This is a genomic window from Ruegeria sp. F5 (assembly GCF_056533845.1).
Genome location: NZ_JBQFOU010000002.1, coordinates 1 through 15,869, shown reverse-complemented (window position 1 = coordinate 15,869; position 15,869 = coordinate 1). Strand labels below are relative to the sequence as shown.

Genomic DNA, 15,869 nt, shown 5'->3' with positions numbered 1-15,869 from the left:
GAGGATTCAATGCAAGTTTCTGGATACTTCAAAATTGGAAGTAAGGTTCAGGATTTTCGCGAAAACTTTGATGAAGGTGAGTTTTCGCTTCCGGTACCCTTGGACTTTTTGTGCGCCAACCGAACCACGGCGCACGACCTTGAGCTCTGTTTGGATCATCCGGAAAGGTTTGATGTTTATCCCGGCAACCATACTTGGGGTCTCAAACCCCAAAGCAGAAACTCAGAGATAGGTAGAAAAATAGCTCTCAGCTATTGCGTTGAACCAAAAGTTTAGCGCCCCGGCAACCCGGGGTGCAGGGGTCGGATAGCTGCCACAGGTACCGACCCCGACGAATACGGATCAAGGCACCGAGACTTACCAAGTTCGCCTTGATCCACTCGGCCGACATGCCCGTGTTGGCCGGGAACAGGGTGGGGCGGAATACTTGCTCCTTCCCACTCTTTCAGGGGACGGGTGCGCTCGTCCCAGACGACGTCCAGGCCGCAGGCAAAAAAACACCGGGCGGTCAACGATATGAGCCTGGATGGCGAAACTGACAGGGGGCTTCGGCCCCCTTTTTTTTTGCACGACGTGGGCAGAGCCTTGCCGGATCACCTGCTTCGCGTCGGGCAAGACCCGCCGAGTGGCTGAAAGCGGATTTCGCGCGGCGGAGGGTTGCGGATGCGACTCGGCCAAACACGCGGAGATTGGCGCGAATTCCCCGAAATCTCGCGAAACGGGTGACGACCTTAGGTGGTTGGGTGTTTGTGATGCCTGTCCGGACGCAAACATCAAAAACTCATTCAGGAGGCAAACAAATGAAACCGCAAAATCTGGCCGCCATTTTCGTCGCTGTCGCAGCAATTCCGACTTTGGCTACGGCGCAATCCTCGGCCGACACGAACGGGGACGGGGTTCTGACGATCGAAGAAGTGCAGGCCGTTCTGCCCGATGTGGATGCCGATGGCTTTTCGGCGATGGACGCGAATGGCGACGGCGCACTGGACGCGGATGAGATTGCCGTTGCGCAAGAGGCGGGCTTGCTGCCGCCGAGTAACGGCTAAGACATGCGGCGGCCCGGAATCGTCCGGGCCGCCTGTTTTCAATATGTTACGCGGGCAGGTGAATGTTGAACTTGCTGCGAATTTCGGCGTCCAGAAGCGGATCGAACTTGGCCGCAGACGGGCTTGCCAGAATCTCTTCCTTCCGGGCGATGGCTTTTTCGATCAGGTCGGGTTTATCCAGTTCGGCCCACTCTTTCGGCGAGGTACGGTCGCCGAAGGTCGGATACACATAGTCCGCCTGCATCCGGCTGAGCGTCGCGTCGGTTCCCAGATAATGACCGGGTCCGCCAAGGCACACCTCGGCCATCTGGTCCAGCGCCAGCGTTTCATCGCTGACCTCGATCCCCCGAACACAACGCTGCGCCTGTCCGATCAGATCGTCACCCAGGATCAAGCTTTCAAGGCAGAACCCAAGCAGTGAGGCATGCATGCCCGCCGCCTCGTAGACCATGTTCAACCCGGCCAGACCGGTCATGACGTTGGAACACATCTGCTCCCACCCGGCCTGCATGTCGGGCAGTTTCGAATCCGAGGCCCCGGCGGCGGCACCGCCCGGCAGATCGTAGAACTTGTGCATTTGGGCACAGCCCGCGCTTAGCAGCGCTTGTTCGCCCGACCCTACCGACATGGCCCCTGTACGAAGGTCCAGACCGAAGGGCCAAGTGCCAAAAATGGCTGCAGCACCGGGACTTACGGCGGTTACATAAACCAAGCCTGCAAGGCATTCTGCCGTCGCCTGCGTGATCGCACCGGCGATGGTCGAAGGCGCCGTCGCTCCGGCCATGCCGGCGGACAGCAGCAGGATCGGCATGCCGGCCTTGATACATTCCTCCATGACCTGACAGCTTTCGGTTGCGAATTTCATCGGCGGTACGACGAAGCAGTTTGTGTTCGACAGGAAAGGCCGCGCCCGCCAATTGTCTTCGCCGCCTGCAATCATGTGCAGCATTTCCATTGCCGGGGCGACGTAAGACGGGTCGGTGAACGACGTTCCGACATGTTTGTAAGTCCCTGAACAACATGCGTAAATCGTGTTCAGGTCCATCTCCATATTGTCAAGGATATCGCGGCAGACCATGGGCCGTTGAACGAAGTGGATATTGTCCAGCTGATCGCAAATCCGCGACGCGTCGTGCAAATCCTGCACGGTCGAATCCCGGTATTCACGGCCATGCACGTCGACAACGCTGACAGCGGCCCCTGCTGTGCCATAGTGAACCTTTGAACCGGACAGTTCCAGATCGGTCTGACCATCGCGGCTGAACAGCGTGACCGAGCGGTTTGCCTTGGCAATCGTGTCTTCGACCAGCGCGCGGGGGAAGCGGATGCGGCCATCATCGCCGAGGGTACAGCCTGCGCCGACCAGATAATCGATGCCGCTTTGGGGGGCGTCGGCCAGCCCTATCGTTTCAAGCGCCTGCAGGGCGGCCTCGTGGATGCGCTCTACCTGAGGTTGCGTCAGCGGTTTATACGTCCCGCCCTCAAGTCCGGGGCGCACCGGGCGCAGATGGTCGGGCAGTGCCGAGGCACGGGCGGCACGGCGCGCGGCGCGTCCACCGCTGCGCGAAGTGTTACGGGGTTGATCGTTCATGGTCTGAATTCCGATAGTTGAGCAGTCACAAGGGTGGCAGATGCTATGCCCCGCACGGACGCCCACGCGCAGCACGGCCCCGATCTGCCCCGATCGTGCGGCTGATAAGCCGGATTTTCCAGACTTCGTTGTGCATGCATGCCCTCAACTTCTGGCCCTCAGTATCCGGACGCAGGCCGTCGCAATCTGTTCTGTTTGCGACTTGCGGCTCAAAAACCGGCTTATACCCTCGGTTGGTGCAGGCAACTTGAGAAAAAGTCTGAGTTTTTTTCCCGTTATGGAAGAAATCTGTTATAGTTGGATCACTTAGTTTGGAATAACCTGTGATGTTAATTGAATTTTGGGAATTAGAGACCACGTTCGAAACAGTGGTTCGCTGACGCCCAAAAGCAGCCAAAGCCCGGGCAATATGTCTTGGAGAAGTGTATGAAACTCTGTTCGGCCCTGATTGTGGCGATGGCTGTGACAAGCGCCGCACCGGCTTTGGCCGAGGATTGGACAGGGGCCTATGCCGGGTTCAGCTTTGGATATGCTGACGCTAACGGCCCCGGCGGGTTCAGCGACGATAATACGGTCTTTGGGGCACATATCGGCTACGATCGGGATTTCGGCAATTTCGTTCTGGGCGGTGAGCTTGAATATAACCGGCTGTCTCTCAACCTTAGCCAGAATCAGGGTAGTCTGGACAGTATGACCAGCGTCAAGCTGCGCGGCGGCTATGATTTTGGCGGGGCGCTGGGGTATGTGGTCGTGGGGGCGGCGCGTGCCGATACTTCGGTCGATAATGACACGGCGGCCGTTTACGGGATCGGCGTTGCTTATCCGATCAACGAGAACTTCGTCATCAGCGGTGAAGCCCTGCGTCAGGACTTTGACGATATAACACGGTCGAATGGCGGTCTGGATGCAAACGTGTTCAACCTGCGCACCACGTTCCGGTTCTGATCCGCCTTATTCCGCCGCGTGACGGCTGGCCAGTTTGGCGGCGAAGTCGCACAGAGTTTTCAGGGCCGCCTCGAACCGGTCATTATCCACCGTCATCGCAACACGAACATGTCCGGCGGCAGCCTTGCCGAAGCTTTCGCCCGGCATCACGGCGATGGAATGCGCGTCCAGCAATGCATTGGCGAAGCCTTCGCCGTTCAAGCCCGTCGCGCGGACATCCAGCATCAGGTACATCGCCCCCTGGGCGGGAACCAGCCCGACGGTGTTCTGACCCTCCAGCAGCTTGACGGCCAGAGCTCTCCGGCGGCGGAAGGGGGCGGCGATGTTTTCTTCAAGCGTCGTGCCCGAACTCAGCGCAAAACTGGCCGCGTCCTGAATGAAGCCCGGAACGCCATAGGTGGTATGCGTGGCGAGGTTGATCAGATGGCTGATGACCTCTTCCGGGCCAACGATCCAACCGCAGCGCGAGCCGGTCATGGCGTGGGATTTCGACATGGAGCCGATCACCAGCGTCCGCTCGGCCATGCCGGGCAGGGCGCGGGGAGAGATGTGCTCACCCTCCCAGACCTGCGTGTCATAAACCTCGTCCGAGATCAGCCACAGATCGCGCCTTTTGCAAACTTCGGAAATGTCTTCAAGGGTTTGGCGTGAATATACGGCACCGGTCGGATTGTTGGGCGTGTTGATCAGAAGCGAAACGGCCCCGTCTGCGGCGGCGTCGATCTGCTGGGACCGGGGTTGAAACGCGTCTGCGGCAGAGGTCTGAACCGCGCGCGCAATCGCCCCGGCACCACGGATCGTTCCGGGATAGGTGGCGTAATACGGGTCGAGGAACAGGCCCACATCGCCCGGATCACACAGCGCCACATGCGACGCAAACAGCGCGGACTGGCCACCGGGTGTGATCATGACATTGTTGCGGGTGGTCGGAACGCCGGTCCGCATCTGAACCCGAGCGGCGACGGTATCGCGCAACAGGTCGGTTCCGGGCACCATCGCGTAACCGGTGTGCCCGTCGCGGGCCGATATGTCCATCGCCTCGAGAATCGACGTATCGGTCCGCACGTCATGTTCGCCGATGGTCAGTTCCGTCACCGCATGGCCTTCGCTGACCATGCGCCGTGCCCGATAAAACACATCCCAGCCGTCGCTGCCGCCGCCGTTAAGCTGAGTGATACGCTGAGACAGTTTCATGCCGTCGCCCCCCGTGACCTTACCGCCGAATGGGGCATCGCAGATCGGATTTGTCAATCAGCTTCGCGGCGGCAGCGTCGCCTGTAATTTCTTGGTCAGTGACCCGCGCACCAGATCGTAGGACGCTGTCAGGCGGTGGCGCATCTCGTCTGGGTCGGCGTCGAAAGGCAGGCGGACCCAGCTTCGGTGAAAGTAGGGCGCTTTGACCGCGATCCCGGCATCAATCAGCATCTGCGCCGTTTCGACATCGGGCGTTTTAACGGAAACCCCGTCATTTGCCGTGCCAATACAGGCAAACATCTTGCCCCCGATTTTCCACGCATCGTGACCGCCACCCCAAGGGTCCGACCACTCGGCACCGGGCAAGCCCCGGCAGATATCGTTAACAACATCACGGCTCATGAAGGGCAGAGTGCCGTTCGGCGCGCCCGAACTCAAGCCTTGGCGTGGGGGCTGTCTCGTGTTAAGCGATGGGGCATGAGCCGCAAGAGCTGCATCATTATCTGCTGCATTACCTGCTGATTTATCAAGCGGGCCGGTTTCTTTCGTTTTCATCTCTGAGACAAGTTGCTAAGCCCGCGCCAACGCGCAAGCTTTAGGAGCCAGACCGATGACACACATCAAGCTGCACAACACGCGGACACGGACGAAGGAAGATTTCGTTCCGATCGATCCCGAAAACGTGCGGATGTATGTCTGCGGACCCACCGTTTATGACCGCGCCCATCTGGGCAATGCGCGGCCCGTGGTGGTGTTTGACGTGCTCTACCGTTTGCTGCGCCATGTCTATGGCGCGGATCACGTGACTTACGTGCGCAATTTCACCGACGTGGATGACAAGATCAACGCCACGGCCCTGTCTCGGAAACAGGCCGGGGCCGAAGGATCGTTGGAGCAGCTTGTTCAGGAACGCTCGGACGAGACCATCGGCTGGTATCTGCAGGACATGGGTGCGTTGGGTGCGTTGGAGCCGGACGAGATGCCCCGCGCCACGCAATATATCGACCAGATGATCGCAATGATCGAGGATCTGATCGCCAAGGGCCATGCCTATGCGGCCGAGGGTCACGTGTTGTTTGCAGTCGACAGTTGGAAAGAGGACTATGGCAAGCTGTCAGGCCGGTCGGTCGATGACATGATCGCGGGCGCTCGGGTCGAGGTTGCACCGTACAAGAAAAACCCGATGGATTTCGTGCTGTGGAAGCCGTCGACCGATGAACTGCCGGGGTGGGACAGCCCTTGGGGTCGCGGGCGTCCGGGCTGGCATATCGAATGCTCGGCCATGGCCTATGAGCTGCTGGGTGAGAGTTTCGACATTCACGGCGGCGGCAACGATCTGATGTTCCCGCATCATGAGAACGAGATCGCCCAAAGCCGGTGCGCTCATCCGCATGGTGAGTTCGCCAAGGTCTGGATGCACAACGAGATGCTGCAGGTCGAGGGGAAGAAGATGTCCAAATCGCTGGGCAATTTCTTCACCGTGCATGATTTGTTGGAAAAGGGCGTGCCGGGTGAGGTGATCCGGTTCGTCTTCCTGCAGACGCATTACCGCAAGCCGATGGACTGGACCGAGAAAAAGGCGCGCGAGGCCGAGGCGACGCTGCGCAAGTGGCGGGCGCTGACAGCGGGCATCGAGCCCGCCGCCAGCGCGGCACCCTCGGTAATCGCGGCGCTTGGCGATGACCTGAACACGGCGGGTGCCATCGCGGACCTCCACCGGATCGCGTCGGACGGGGACGCGGCGGTATTGCTGGCCAGCGCGCAGGTGCTTGGGTTGTTGTCGGACGACATGGGGGCCTGGGCGGAAACCGGTGCGGTGGATTTGACCTCGCATGCCGAGCGGTTGGCCCATGCGCGGGCGGCGGCGATGCAGAACAAGGATTTTTCGGAAGTCGATCGTCTGAAATCCGCGTATATTGCCGCCGGGCTTGAAGTGCGGATGAGCAAAGAGGGGGTCGAACTGGTGCCCGGAGCCGGATTCGACGCCGGCAAGCTGGAAGAAGTCTGATGAGCAAAGAGCGTCTTTACCTTTACGATACCACACTGCGTGACGGGCAGCAGACGCAGGGTGTGCAGTTCTCGACCGCTGAAAAGGTGCAGATCGCGCAGGCGTTGGACACTTTGGGGGTTGATTACATCGAAGGCGGCTGGCCCGGGGCCAACCCCACCGACAGCGCGTTTTTCGATGCGGCCCCCAAGACCTCGGCCCGGTTGACGGCGTTCGGAATGACCAAACGGTCGGGCCGGTCGGCCGAGAATGACGATGTGCTGGCCGCGGTGATGAACGCAGGCACGCAAGCGGTGTGTCTGGTCGGCAAGTCGCATGACTATCACGTGACCCACGCGCTGGGTATCTCGCTGGAGGAGAACGTCGAGAATGTCCGCGCCTCGGTCGCGCATATCGTGGCGCAGGGGCGCGAGGCCTTGTTCGATGCCGAGCATTTCTTTGACGGTTACAAGGACAATCCCGATTACGCCACGCAGGTCTGCCGCGCTGCGCTGTACGCAGGCGCGCGTTGGGTTGTTCTGTGTGACACCAATGGCGGGGCCTTGCCTGCCGAGGTCGGGCGTATCGTCTCGGAGTTGATCTCGGCGGGGTTGCCGGGCGACCGTCTGGGCATCCATACCCATAACGACACCGAAAACGCGGTGGCCTGTTCGCTGGCTGCCGTGGACGCGGGCGCGCGGCAGATACAGGGCACGCTGAACGGGTTGGGCGAACGTTGCGGCAATGCCAATCTGACGGCGCTGATCCCGACGCTGTTGTTGAAAGAGCCCTATGCCTCGGGCTTCGAGATTGGCGTAAGCGCCGAGGCGCTGGCCGGGCTGACGCGGATCAGCAGGATGCTGGACGACATACTGAACCGTGTGCCCAGCAAGCAATCGGCCTATGTGGGGGCCTCGGCCTTTGCACATAAGGCCGGTCTGCACGCCAGTGCGATCCTCAAGGACCCCTCGACCTATGAACATGTCGAGCCCGCCACCGTGGGCAATGCGCGGATTATCCCGATGTCGAACCAGGCGGGGCAGTCGAACCTGCGCAAGCGTCTGACCGAAGCGGGGCTGACGGTCGAGTCGGGCGACCCGGCGCTGGGGCGCATTCTGGAACGGATCAAGCAGCGCGAGGCCGAGGGCTATTCCTACGACACCGCACAAGCCAGTTTCGAATTGCTGGCGCGGGATGAGCTGGGACAATTGCCCGAGTTCTTCGAGGTCAAGCGTTACAAGGTGACGGTCGAGCGGCGCAAGAACAAGTACAACAAGATGGTCAGCCTGTCCGAGGCCGTCGTGGTGGTGAAAGTCGATGGCGAAAAGAAGCTGTCGGTCAGTGAATCGCATGACGAACAGGGCAGTGACCGGGGGCCGGTCAACGCTCTGGCAAAGGCTTTGGCCAAGGATCTGGGGCAATATTCCCAGATACTGAACGATATGCATCTGGTCGATTTCAAAGTGCGCATCACGCAGGGCGGCACCGAGGCCGTCACCCGCGTTATCATCGACAGCGAAGACGGGCAGGGGCGGCGCTGGTCCACGGTGGGGGTCAGCGCGAACATAGTGGATGCCTCGTTCGAGGCTCTGCTGGATGCGATCCAGTGGAAACTTGTCCGGGATTGCGGGCCGCAAAAGGCAGCAGCCGAGTGAGCGTTTCCTTTGACGAAGACGTCAAAGCCTGCGCCGCTTTGGTGCACAAGGCCGATCCTGACCGATTTCTGGCCGCAATGGCAGCGCCGGTTTCCGCGCGCCCGATCCTGTTTCCGATCTACGCGTTGAATGTCGAGGTTGCGCGCGCCCCCTGGGTGACGCAAGAGGCCATGATTGCCGAGATGCGTCTGCAATGGTGGCGCGATGCGCTGCAGGAGATTGCCGAAGGTCCGAGGGCGCGGCGGCATGAGGTCGTTACCCCTCTGTCGCGTGTGCTGTCACCGCATCTGGCGGCTGCACTGGATGAATATATCGCCGTAAGGCGTTGGGATATCTACCGTGATCCGTTCGAGGATCAGGCGCATTTCGATGCCTATATCAACCACAGCTCGGGGTCTCTGCTGGTCGCGGCCACACAGGCTTTGGGGACGGCGGATGAAGCGGTTGTGCGCGACTATGGCTATGGCGTCGGTGTGGCGAACTGGTTGCGCGCCATTCCTGAACTTGAGGCGCGGGGACGGATTCCGTTGCTGGATGGCACGCCCGAGGGTGTACGGAGTTTGGCGCAATCGGCGCTTGCGCGTTTGACCAAGGCGCGTGTTCGGCGAGATGCCGTTTCCGCCAAGGCGCGCCCGGCGATGTATGTCGGATGGCAGGCCGAGTGGATTTTGAAACAGGCCATCGCGCGCCCGGATCGAGTCGCCTCGGGGGTTTTGATACAGGGCGAGGCGCGTCGGCGGTTGTCGCTGATGTGGACCTCGGCCTCGGGGCGGTGGTGATCAGGCGGTTCTGGTGTCTGCCGGTCTGAGGACCAGCCACAACAGCGCGCCACCTGCCAAAGTCAGCAAGGGGATCATGGCCAGATTCACCGCTGTCCACCCTTCGACCGGCGAGCCGCCGGAACAGTTCATCAACCCGCCCGAAGCGAGCGATGCGACAGTTACCCCGCCAAACACCAGAAGGTCGTTCAGGCCCTGCATCCGCCCGCGTTCGTGGACCTCGTGCGAGGCCGCCAGCATGCTGGTGGCTCCGATAAAGCCGAAGTTCCAGCCAATGCCCAGCAGGATCAGGGCGAAGAAGAAATTGCCCAACTCGACCCCTTGCAGGGCCACGACGCCAGCTCCTGCGAGGATAGCCAGACCGAGTGCCACGATCTTTTCCACCCCGAACCGCGCGATCAGGTGCCCGGTGAAGAAGCTGGGGACATACATGGCCAGAACATGGCTTGTGACAACATCCGCGGCGTCATTGGCGGAAAATCCGCAGCCGACGACGGCAAGGGGGGTCGAGGTCATGACCAGATTCATCAACGCATAGGACACCATGGCGCAGATGATGGCGACGGCTATGCGCGGCGTTTTTAGCAGCTCCAGCCGCGTGCGGCCTTTTGGGGTGTCTTCGGATGGTTTGGGTGGCGTCGGAATGTCGAGGAAAAAGAACAGGGCCGAGCCGAAGACGTTCAGCGCGATCACCGCAAGATAGGTGCCCAGAAACGGGATCACATAGGCCTGCGAGGTCAGTTTGACGATCTGCGGCCCGATGATGGCAGCGGCCAGACCGCCTGCCATGACGTACGAGATCGCCTTGGGCCGGAAGTCGTCGGATGCCGTATCGGCGGCGGCGAACCGGTAGAAGCCGTGGGCGCTCATGTAGATGCCGGTCAGCAGGCTGCCCAGCAGGAAGATCGGGAAGGACCCCAGATAAAGGCCATAAGCCCCGACCAGACCGCCGCAGGCCCCGGCAGTTGCGCCCACCAGAAACCCCGCCCGGCGGCCCCAGCGCTGCATGATGCCCGAGATCGGCGTGGCCGCCAGCATCGAGCCCAGAACGATCAGCGAAATGGGCAGGGTGGCAAGGCAGGGGTTGCTGGCAAGCGACTGACCGGCCAGCCCTCCGACGATGAAAATCATCGGCATCTGCGCGCCCAGAATCGATTGCGCCGCAACCAGAACCGCAACGTTGCGTTTGGCCTGAGAATTGTCCGGGGTCGCGGTGGTCAGTGTCATGCGCCATGCGTAGCCGCGAAAAGACCCGCGTACAAGCGGCTTGCATATGCGGCAAAGCCGCCTAACGTGCGGATAAATTCACAAAGCGGAGAGCGCATGACCGTTGGACGTATCATCGAAACGCCGGATTGCGTTGCCGAAGGGGCCGAGTGGCTGGCCGGGGCGTGCCCGCGCATGGCCTATGCGATGGACCAGACCGGCCCGCTGCCCTTGCGTCGCCGCCCGGACGGGTTTGCCCAGCTGCTAAGCGCGATTGTCAGCCAGCAGGTCAGCGTGGCCTCGGCCAATGCGATCTGGAAGCGGTTGAAAGATGCGAAACTGACCGGACCGCGCAAGATCATGTGGGCCACGGATGACGATCTGCGCGCCGTGGGGCTGAGCCGCCAGAAAATCCGCTATGCCCGCGCGCTGGCCGAAGCACGTATTGATTACAATGCCTTGCGCGACGTTTCTGATGCAAAGGTTGTTTCAGTTCTGACCGAGGTGCCCGGCATCGGGGTGTGGACCGCTGAAATCTACGCCATGTTCTCGCTTGGGCGGGCCGATGTTATCGCTCCGGGCGATCTGGCCCTGCAGGAGGCCGCGCGGATTCTCTACGATCTGCCCAAGCGCCCCACGGACAAAGAGCTACGCCAGATGGCCGAGGCCTGGTCGCCCTGGCGATCGGTTGCGGCGCGGGTTTTGTGGGCCTATTACCGGGTGGCCAAGGAACGAGAAGGGATCAGATGACTCGAGTTTTGAATGCGCTCCGAAAAGAGCCGGTTTCGGGCGATACACGCTCGGTCGTGGTGTTCGTGCATGGCTATGGGGCCAACGGGGCCGATTTGCTGGGTTTGGCCGACCCGCTGGGCGAACATCTGCCCGATACGCTGTTCGTCGCCCCCGACGCGCCCGAGCAGATCCCCGGAATGCCCAACGGATTTCAATGGTTTCCGATCCCGTGGATCGACGGCTCGTCCGAGGAAGAAGCGCGGCGTGGCATGGAGATGGCGGTCGAGGATTTCAACGCCTTTCTGGACGCGCTGATGGTCGACGAAGACGTGCTGCCCGAGCAGGTCGTGCTGTTCGGTTTCTCTCAGGGTACGATGATGAGCCTGCACGTGGCCCCGCGCCGTGAAGACCCGGTGGCGGGGATCGTTGCCTTCTCGGGCCGTTTGCTGGAACCCGATCTGCTGGCCGACGAGGTGGTAAGCCGGATGCCCGTATTGCTGGTGCATGGCGATGTGGACGACGTGGTGCCGCCGCAATCGCTGCCCGAAGCCGCCGAGGCTCTGCAGGGCGCAGGGTTCAAAGAGATCTACGCCCATGTCATGAAAGGCACCGGCCACGGCATCGCCCCCGATGGCCTGAGCGTGGCGCTCGCCTTCATGCGCGACAAGCTGAGCCTGTGACCATGATCGCTGTCCGCCCGATGATGCGAGAGGATGTGGCCGAGGCGTGCCGCATCCTCAACGACATCATCGCCGCTGGCGGCACGACTGCACATGAAATCCCGTTCTCGGACATCCTGTTTGCGCAGAGCTATCTGGACGGGGCCGACAAGATTTGCTGCCACGTCGCGCTGGATGATCAGGGCGATGTGGCCGGGTTTCAGTGGCTGGGCACGCATGAGAATTTGCCCGACACCTGCGCCGATATCGCGACCTTCACCCGCCGCCACCCCGTCTTACGCGGTGCGGGGCGGGCGCTGTTTGACGAGACGGTGAAAACCGCCGGTGCGCTGGGGTTATCGGCGATCAATGCGACCATCCGGGCGGACAACGTTCCGGGCCTGAGTTACTATGACAAGATGGGGTTTCGGGACTATTCCGTGGCGCATGGCGTTCCGCTGCGGGATGGCACACCGGTCAACCGCATCTCAAAGCGGTACGATCTGCGCTAATCCCACAGGTGCGCTTCGGCAAATTCAACCGAGTTGCCCGCCGGGTCGCGCACATACAAGGACCGCGCCCCGCTGGGCCAGTCGAATTCCGCGTCGATTGGAATGTTCCAGTTCAGCAGATGCTTGCGCATGACCTCGATTTCCTCCCGCGTCAGGACAAGGCATACATGCCCTGCGCCCCGCGCGCCATGAGGCGGCACGGGCAGGTCCGGGTTCAGGGGCGGCTTTTCCGTCTCATCCGCGTTGAACAGCAATAGCACCGAGCCACCGACCCGGTAGAACACATGGCGTTCCGCGACGCGCTGAACGCGCTCCAACCCCAGCGTTTCGCCATAGAACCGTTCGGCGGCGTCAAGGTCATCCACATAGAGCGCCGCTTCCAGAATGGCCGAGGGAACAGGTGTTTGAGGCGTGACTTTCATAGCCCCAGTTTAACAGATTGCGGCTTGCCCTGTCACCGCCGCACGCGGCGGTCGCGTTTGCGTTGCGGCGCGGCGTTCAGGGCTGGCATTGGCAGGCTGTCCCATTGACCGGGTTCCAGATCGTCCAGTGTCCAATCTCCGATCCGGTAGCGGATCAGGCGCAGCGTCGGCAGACCGGCAGCCGCCGTCATACGGCGCACCTGCCGGTTCTTGCCTTCGCGTATCGTCAACTCGATCCAACTGTCGGGCACAGTCTTGCGCACGCGGATCGGCGGGGTGCGCGGCCATAGCCCTTCGGGTTCGTCGATCTCGCGCACTTTGGCGGGTCGGGTCAGGCCGTCCTTTAATTCAACCCCGTCCCGCAACGCCTTCAGAGCGGCAGCATCGGGTTCGCCTTCGACCTGCACCCAATAGGTCTTGGCCATCTTGTGTTTGGGGTCCGATATCTGCGCCTGCAACCGCCCGTGATCGGTCAAAAGCAACAGACCTTCGCTGTCACGATCCAGCCGCCCGGCCGGGTAGACCCCGGGCAGGTCGATGAAATCCGACAGGGTCCGGCGCGGCGAATCCTCATTCGCGCGGTCGGTGAACTGCGGCAGCACGTCGAACGGTTTGTTGAAGCGAATGAACCAGGACATGACCCGCCCATAGCCCGAAGGGCACAGCAGGTGCAACCTGTGGATAACTGTCACGTGTCTGTTACGGAACAGGCGTACTCAGTCTGCGACATATTGTGGAAAATCAGGGCTTGTCAGAGTTTTACCACGATATATAGTCATTATAAGGCCGGGGCGGGTGCTCCCCGCTCTGGTGTCACAAACGGGCAGCTGAGAGCGAGGAGCGATTCTGTGATGGACGGAGACTTCAGGACCGAATTTGTCAGGGAGCCAGGTGCGCTCAAGCATCACCCGGCGCTGGTTTTGAATGCCGATTACCGCCCCTTGTCCTATTATCCGCTGTCGCTGTGGCCCTGGCAAGAGGCGATCAAGGCCGCCTGGCTGGACAGGGTCGACATCGTGGCTGAATACGACGAGGTCGTTCGAAGCCCGAGCACCGAGATCCGAATACCCTCGGTCGTTGTTTTGAAAGACTATGTAAAACCCAGAAAGCGCGTGGCCTTCACGCGCTTTAATTTATTTCTGAGGGATGAGTTCTGCTGCCAGTACTGCGGTAGCCGGGGCGATCTGACATTTGACCACGTTGTGCCGCGTGCCGCCGGGGGCGTCACAAGCTGGCAGAACGTTGTCGCAGCCTGCAGCCCGTGCAACCTGCGCAAAGGGTCGAAATCGCTGCGGCAAGCCGGGATGAGCCTGCGCAAGCCGCCGCGTCAGCCCGATGCCGAAGCCCTGCGCAATATCGGGCGGAAATTCCCGCCCAACCACCTGCACGACAGTTGGATCGACTTCCTGTACTGGGATGCAGAACTGGACGCTTAGCGCGCGCGCCAGGCTGCGATCCAGATCAGGGCCAGCCCGGCAGAGATCACGGCGTTCCACCCGGCCATCGAAAGGCCCAGCATCTCCCACGGGATGTCGTCGCAGCGCACCAGCGGGGCGGACATGATCTGATCCATCAACTCTTGCGTCGACAGCCCGCCAATATCGCCCGAGGTGCAACTGGTCGGACCTTCCCACCATTTACGCTCGACCCCCGCATGGAACAGGCCAATGCCAGCGGTCACCAGCGCCGCCAAAGCCCCCAGCGCAGGCAACAGCCGCACATGGGGCGCAGAAAGGGCCAAAGCCCCAATCAGTACAGCAGCGCCATGCGGATAACGCTGCCAGATGCACATTTTGCAGGGTGCAAGACCGCCCAGATATTGAAAGGCCCAGGCACCCAGCAGCATCGCCGCCGAACCACCGGCGGCCAATAGCACATAGCTTGTTCTTTTTGTCATAGGTAACGCACTATCAAAAACCCGCCGAAGAGCAAGATGATGAAGAGCGTAAACATCAGGCCAAGGCGTTTTTCGATGAATTCGCGGATCGGTTCGCCAAATTTCCACAGCAATCCGGCCACCAAAAAGAACCGCATCGCCCGCGCCAGAATCGAGGTCGCAATGAACGTTCCAAGTGGCATCCCGGTCCAGCCGGACATGATGGTGATGACTTTGTAGGGGAAGGGCGTGACACCGGCGGCCAGAACGGCCCAGAAGCCGAAATCGTTGAAGCGGGTGTTGAACTCCTCCATCGCATGCGCCTTGCCCATGGCTTCGAGGATGGGCTGACCGATGCTTTCATAGGCGAACGCGCCGATGGCATAACCCAGCAAGCCCCCCAGAACCGAGGCCACCAATGCAACCCCCGCGATCAGCCAGGCCCGCGACGGCCGTGCGATAATCATCGGAATCATCAGAACGTCGGGTGGGATCGGAAAGAACGAGCTTTCGATAAAGGCCACAATCGCCAGTGCCCAAAGGGCATGCGGATGCTCCGCCAGCCGGATCGTCCAATCGTAAAGCGCTCGTAACATAAGATACTCAAATCCCATTCCCTAACCGTGCAAGCCAAAACACGCGCCCGCAGACCCGTCAACCACCGTCAAGGAAACAAACAGTTCACTGCTTTATTTTTGCCTCTGGACCTTCCCTTTTTTGGGCGCTAATCCAGTGACAGTGCCCTTCTGGTGGAATGGTAGACACGAGAGATTCAAAATCTCTTGCCGGCAACGGCGTCCCGGTTCGAGTCCGGGGAAGGGCACCACATCCAGCGTCAATTTGATTTTGCGGCGCAACATTCGCAATTATCACTGTTTATGTTCAGTGGACCTGTCAGACGGTCTTACCCCGGGGCAGACGGGGAAATTCCTCCGGATATCTTCAAAACTGAGACTTTTGCGGGCGCGGGCAGGGGCTGCACTTGACAAGTGCTGTCTCTGAATGAAACCTCGTATTTGTTGGGAGACTTTGGAAAAAATCAGATACTGACATGCTTTATGTTTCCAGGGCGGCACAATTTCCCGCCTTCGGTTTTCGTCAAGTCTGCCGGAAAAAGACGACAGGGAGAACAGTTATGAAGAACAAAGTTAAAGTCAGCCTTACCGCCTTTGCGGCCGCCGCCTTTTTTGCGCCTGCGGCGTATTCTGAGGAGTTCATCACGATTGGGACGGGTGGTGTAACGGGTGTTTATTATCCGACGGGCG

The 15,869-nt window shown here is 60.6% G+C and carries 18 protein-coding genes and 1 tRNA gene; 11 read left to right on the top strand and 8 right to left on the bottom strand.

Features of this window, described 5'->3' with window-relative positions; translation table 11 throughout:
- Window positions 1–9 precede the first annotated feature (9 nt).
- Together ACR0K1_RS02435 and ACR0K1_RS02430 are read left to right on the top strand one after the other, a co-directional pair.
- The gene (locus ACR0K1_RS02435) at window positions 10–276 is read left to right on the top strand and encodes a hypothetical protein (protein ID WP_480614917.1); all 267 of its coding nucleotides are present in this window, start codon (window positions 10–12) and stop codon (window positions 274–276) included.
- A 524-nt stretch (window positions 277–800) separates the two neighbouring features.
- Window positions 801–1,046: an EF-hand domain-containing protein gene (locus ACR0K1_RS02430; RefSeq protein WP_480614919.1), complete on the top strand. Its 246-nt coding sequence runs from the start codon at window positions 801–803 to the stop codon at window positions 1,044–1,046.
- A gap of 46 nt (window positions 1,047–1,092) precedes the next feature.
- On the opposite strand, the gene ACR0K1_RS02425 is transcribed toward ACR0K1_RS02430, so the two are convergent.
- Window positions 1,093–2,637: a trimethylamine methyltransferase family protein gene (locus ACR0K1_RS02425; RefSeq protein ID WP_480848605.1), complete on the bottom strand. Its 1,545-nt coding sequence runs from the start codon at window positions 2,635–2,637 to the stop codon at window positions 1,093–1,095.
- A 426-nt stretch (window positions 2,638–3,063) separates the two neighbouring features.
- On the opposite strand from ACR0K1_RS02425, the gene ACR0K1_RS02420 reads away from it, so the two are divergent.
- Complete coding sequence (locus ACR0K1_RS02420; RefSeq protein WP_480614923.1) at window positions 3,064–3,582, top strand: outer membrane protein; 519 nt, start codon at window positions 3,064–3,066, stop codon at window positions 3,580–3,582.
- Window positions 3,583–3,588: 6 nt separating this feature from the next.
- On the opposite strand, the gene ACR0K1_RS02415 is transcribed toward ACR0K1_RS02420, so the two are convergent.
- Both ACR0K1_RS02415 and ACR0K1_RS02410 read right to left on the bottom strand, forming a co-directional pair.
- On the bottom strand, window positions 3,589–4,776 hold the full coding sequence (locus tag ACR0K1_RS02415) for a pyridoxal phosphate-dependent aminotransferase (protein ID WP_480614925.1): 1,188 nt from the start codon (window positions 4,774–4,776) through the stop codon (window positions 3,589–3,591).
- Window positions 4,777–4,833: 57 nt separating this feature from the next.
- The gene (locus ACR0K1_RS02410; RefSeq protein WP_480614927.1) at window positions 4,834–5,178 is read right to left on the bottom strand and encodes an MmcQ/YjbR family DNA-binding protein; all 345 of its coding nucleotides are present in this window, start codon (window positions 5,176–5,178) and stop codon (window positions 4,834–4,836) included.
- Window positions 5,179–5,386: 208 nt separating this feature from the next.
- Between ACR0K1_RS02410 and cysS the strand changes: the two genes are divergently transcribed.
- The 3 genes from cysS to ACR0K1_RS02395 are packed head-to-tail and all read left to right on the top strand — an operon-like array spanning window position 5,387 to window position 9,197.
- Entirely contained in the window at window positions 5,387–6,784 is a 1,398-nt protein-coding gene (cysS, locus tag ACR0K1_RS02405) for a cysteine--tRNA ligase (RefSeq protein ID WP_480614929.1), read from the top strand.
- Window positions 6,784–8,418, top strand: coding sequence for a citramalate synthase (cimA, locus tag ACR0K1_RS02400; RefSeq protein WP_480614931.1), 1,635 nt, complete (start codon window positions 6,784–6,786; stop codon window positions 8,416–8,418). Before cysS ends, cimA begins: the two co-directional genes overlap by 1 nt.
- Complete coding sequence (locus tag ACR0K1_RS02395) at window positions 8,415–9,197, top strand: squalene/phytoene synthase family protein (RefSeq protein ID WP_480614933.1); 783 nt, start codon at window positions 8,415–8,417, stop codon at window positions 9,195–9,197. The genes cimA and ACR0K1_RS02395 overlap by 4 nt, the downstream gene beginning before the upstream one ends.
- Here ACR0K1_RS02395 and ACR0K1_RS02390 read toward each other — a convergent pair whose 3' ends face one another.
- Window positions 9,198–10,424, bottom strand: a complete 1,227-nt coding sequence (locus ACR0K1_RS02390; RefSeq protein ID WP_480614935.1) for an MFS transporter — start codon at window positions 10,422–10,424, stop codon at window positions 9,198–9,200. It abuts the gene before it with no gap.
- Between the two features lie 96 nt (window positions 10,425–10,520).
- On the opposite strand from ACR0K1_RS02390, the gene ACR0K1_RS02385 reads away from it, so the two are divergent.
- The 3 genes from ACR0K1_RS02385 to ACR0K1_RS02375 are packed head-to-tail and all read left to right on the top strand — an operon-like array spanning window position 10,521 to window position 12,306.
- A complete protein-coding gene (locus ACR0K1_RS02385) occupies window positions 10,521–11,153 on the top strand; it encodes a DNA-3-methyladenine glycosylase family protein (RefSeq protein ID WP_480848601.1) in 633 nt (210 codons plus the stop codon).
- Window positions 11,150–11,815 carry an alpha/beta hydrolase gene (locus ACR0K1_RS02380; RefSeq protein WP_480848599.1) on the top strand — a complete coding sequence of 222 codons (666 nt, stop codon included), beginning with the start codon at window positions 11,150–11,152 and terminating at the stop codon, window positions 11,813–11,815. Before ACR0K1_RS02385 ends, ACR0K1_RS02380 begins: the two co-directional genes overlap by 4 nt.
- Window positions 11,816–11,817: 2 nt before the next feature.
- On the top strand, window positions 11,818–12,306 hold the full coding sequence (locus ACR0K1_RS02375; RefSeq protein WP_480614941.1) for an N-acetyltransferase family protein: 489 nt from the start codon (window positions 11,818–11,820) through the stop codon (window positions 12,304–12,306).
- Here the strand turns inward: ACR0K1_RS02375 and ACR0K1_RS02370 are convergent.
- Together ACR0K1_RS02370 and ACR0K1_RS02365 are read right to left on the bottom strand one after the other, a co-directional pair.
- On the bottom strand, window positions 12,303–12,728 hold the full coding sequence (locus tag ACR0K1_RS02370) for a VOC family protein (protein ID WP_480614943.1): 426 nt from the start codon (window positions 12,726–12,728) through the stop codon (window positions 12,303–12,305). The two genes, ACR0K1_RS02375 and ACR0K1_RS02370, sit on opposite strands and share 4 nt — an antisense overlap.
- Before the next feature lie 32 nt (window positions 12,729–12,760).
- The gene (locus ACR0K1_RS02365; protein WP_480848596.1) at window positions 12,761–13,366 is read right to left on the bottom strand and encodes an rRNA large subunit pseudouridine synthase E; all 606 of its coding nucleotides are present in this window, start codon (window positions 13,364–13,366) and stop codon (window positions 12,761–12,763) included.
- A 213-nt stretch (window positions 13,367–13,579) separates the two neighbouring features.
- On the opposite strand from ACR0K1_RS02365, the gene ACR0K1_RS02360 reads away from it, so the two are divergent.
- Window positions 13,580–14,164 (top strand): HNH endonuclease, encoded by a 585-nt coding sequence (locus tag ACR0K1_RS02360; RefSeq protein WP_480614947.1) that lies wholly within the window; start codon window positions 13,580–13,582, stop codon window positions 14,162–14,164.
- Here the strand turns inward: ACR0K1_RS02360 and ACR0K1_RS02355 are convergent.
- Entirely contained in the window at window positions 14,161–14,625 is a 465-nt protein-coding gene (locus tag ACR0K1_RS02355; protein ID WP_480614949.1) for a disulfide bond formation protein B, read from the bottom strand. The genes ACR0K1_RS02360 and ACR0K1_RS02355 overlap by 4 nt on opposite strands.
- Window positions 14,622–15,200 carry a YqaA family protein gene (locus ACR0K1_RS02350; RefSeq protein WP_480848593.1) on the bottom strand — a complete coding sequence of 193 codons (579 nt, stop codon included), beginning with the start codon at window positions 15,198–15,200 and terminating at the stop codon, window positions 14,622–14,624. The genes ACR0K1_RS02355 and ACR0K1_RS02350 overlap by 4 nt, the downstream gene beginning before the upstream one ends.
- Window positions 15,201–15,344: 144 nt before the next feature.
- On the opposite strand from ACR0K1_RS02350, the gene ACR0K1_RS02345 reads away from it, so the two are divergent.
- Window positions 15,345–15,430: transfer RNA gene (locus ACR0K1_RS02345), tRNA-Leu, on the top strand.
- Window positions 15,431–15,869: the final 439 nt, after the last annotated feature.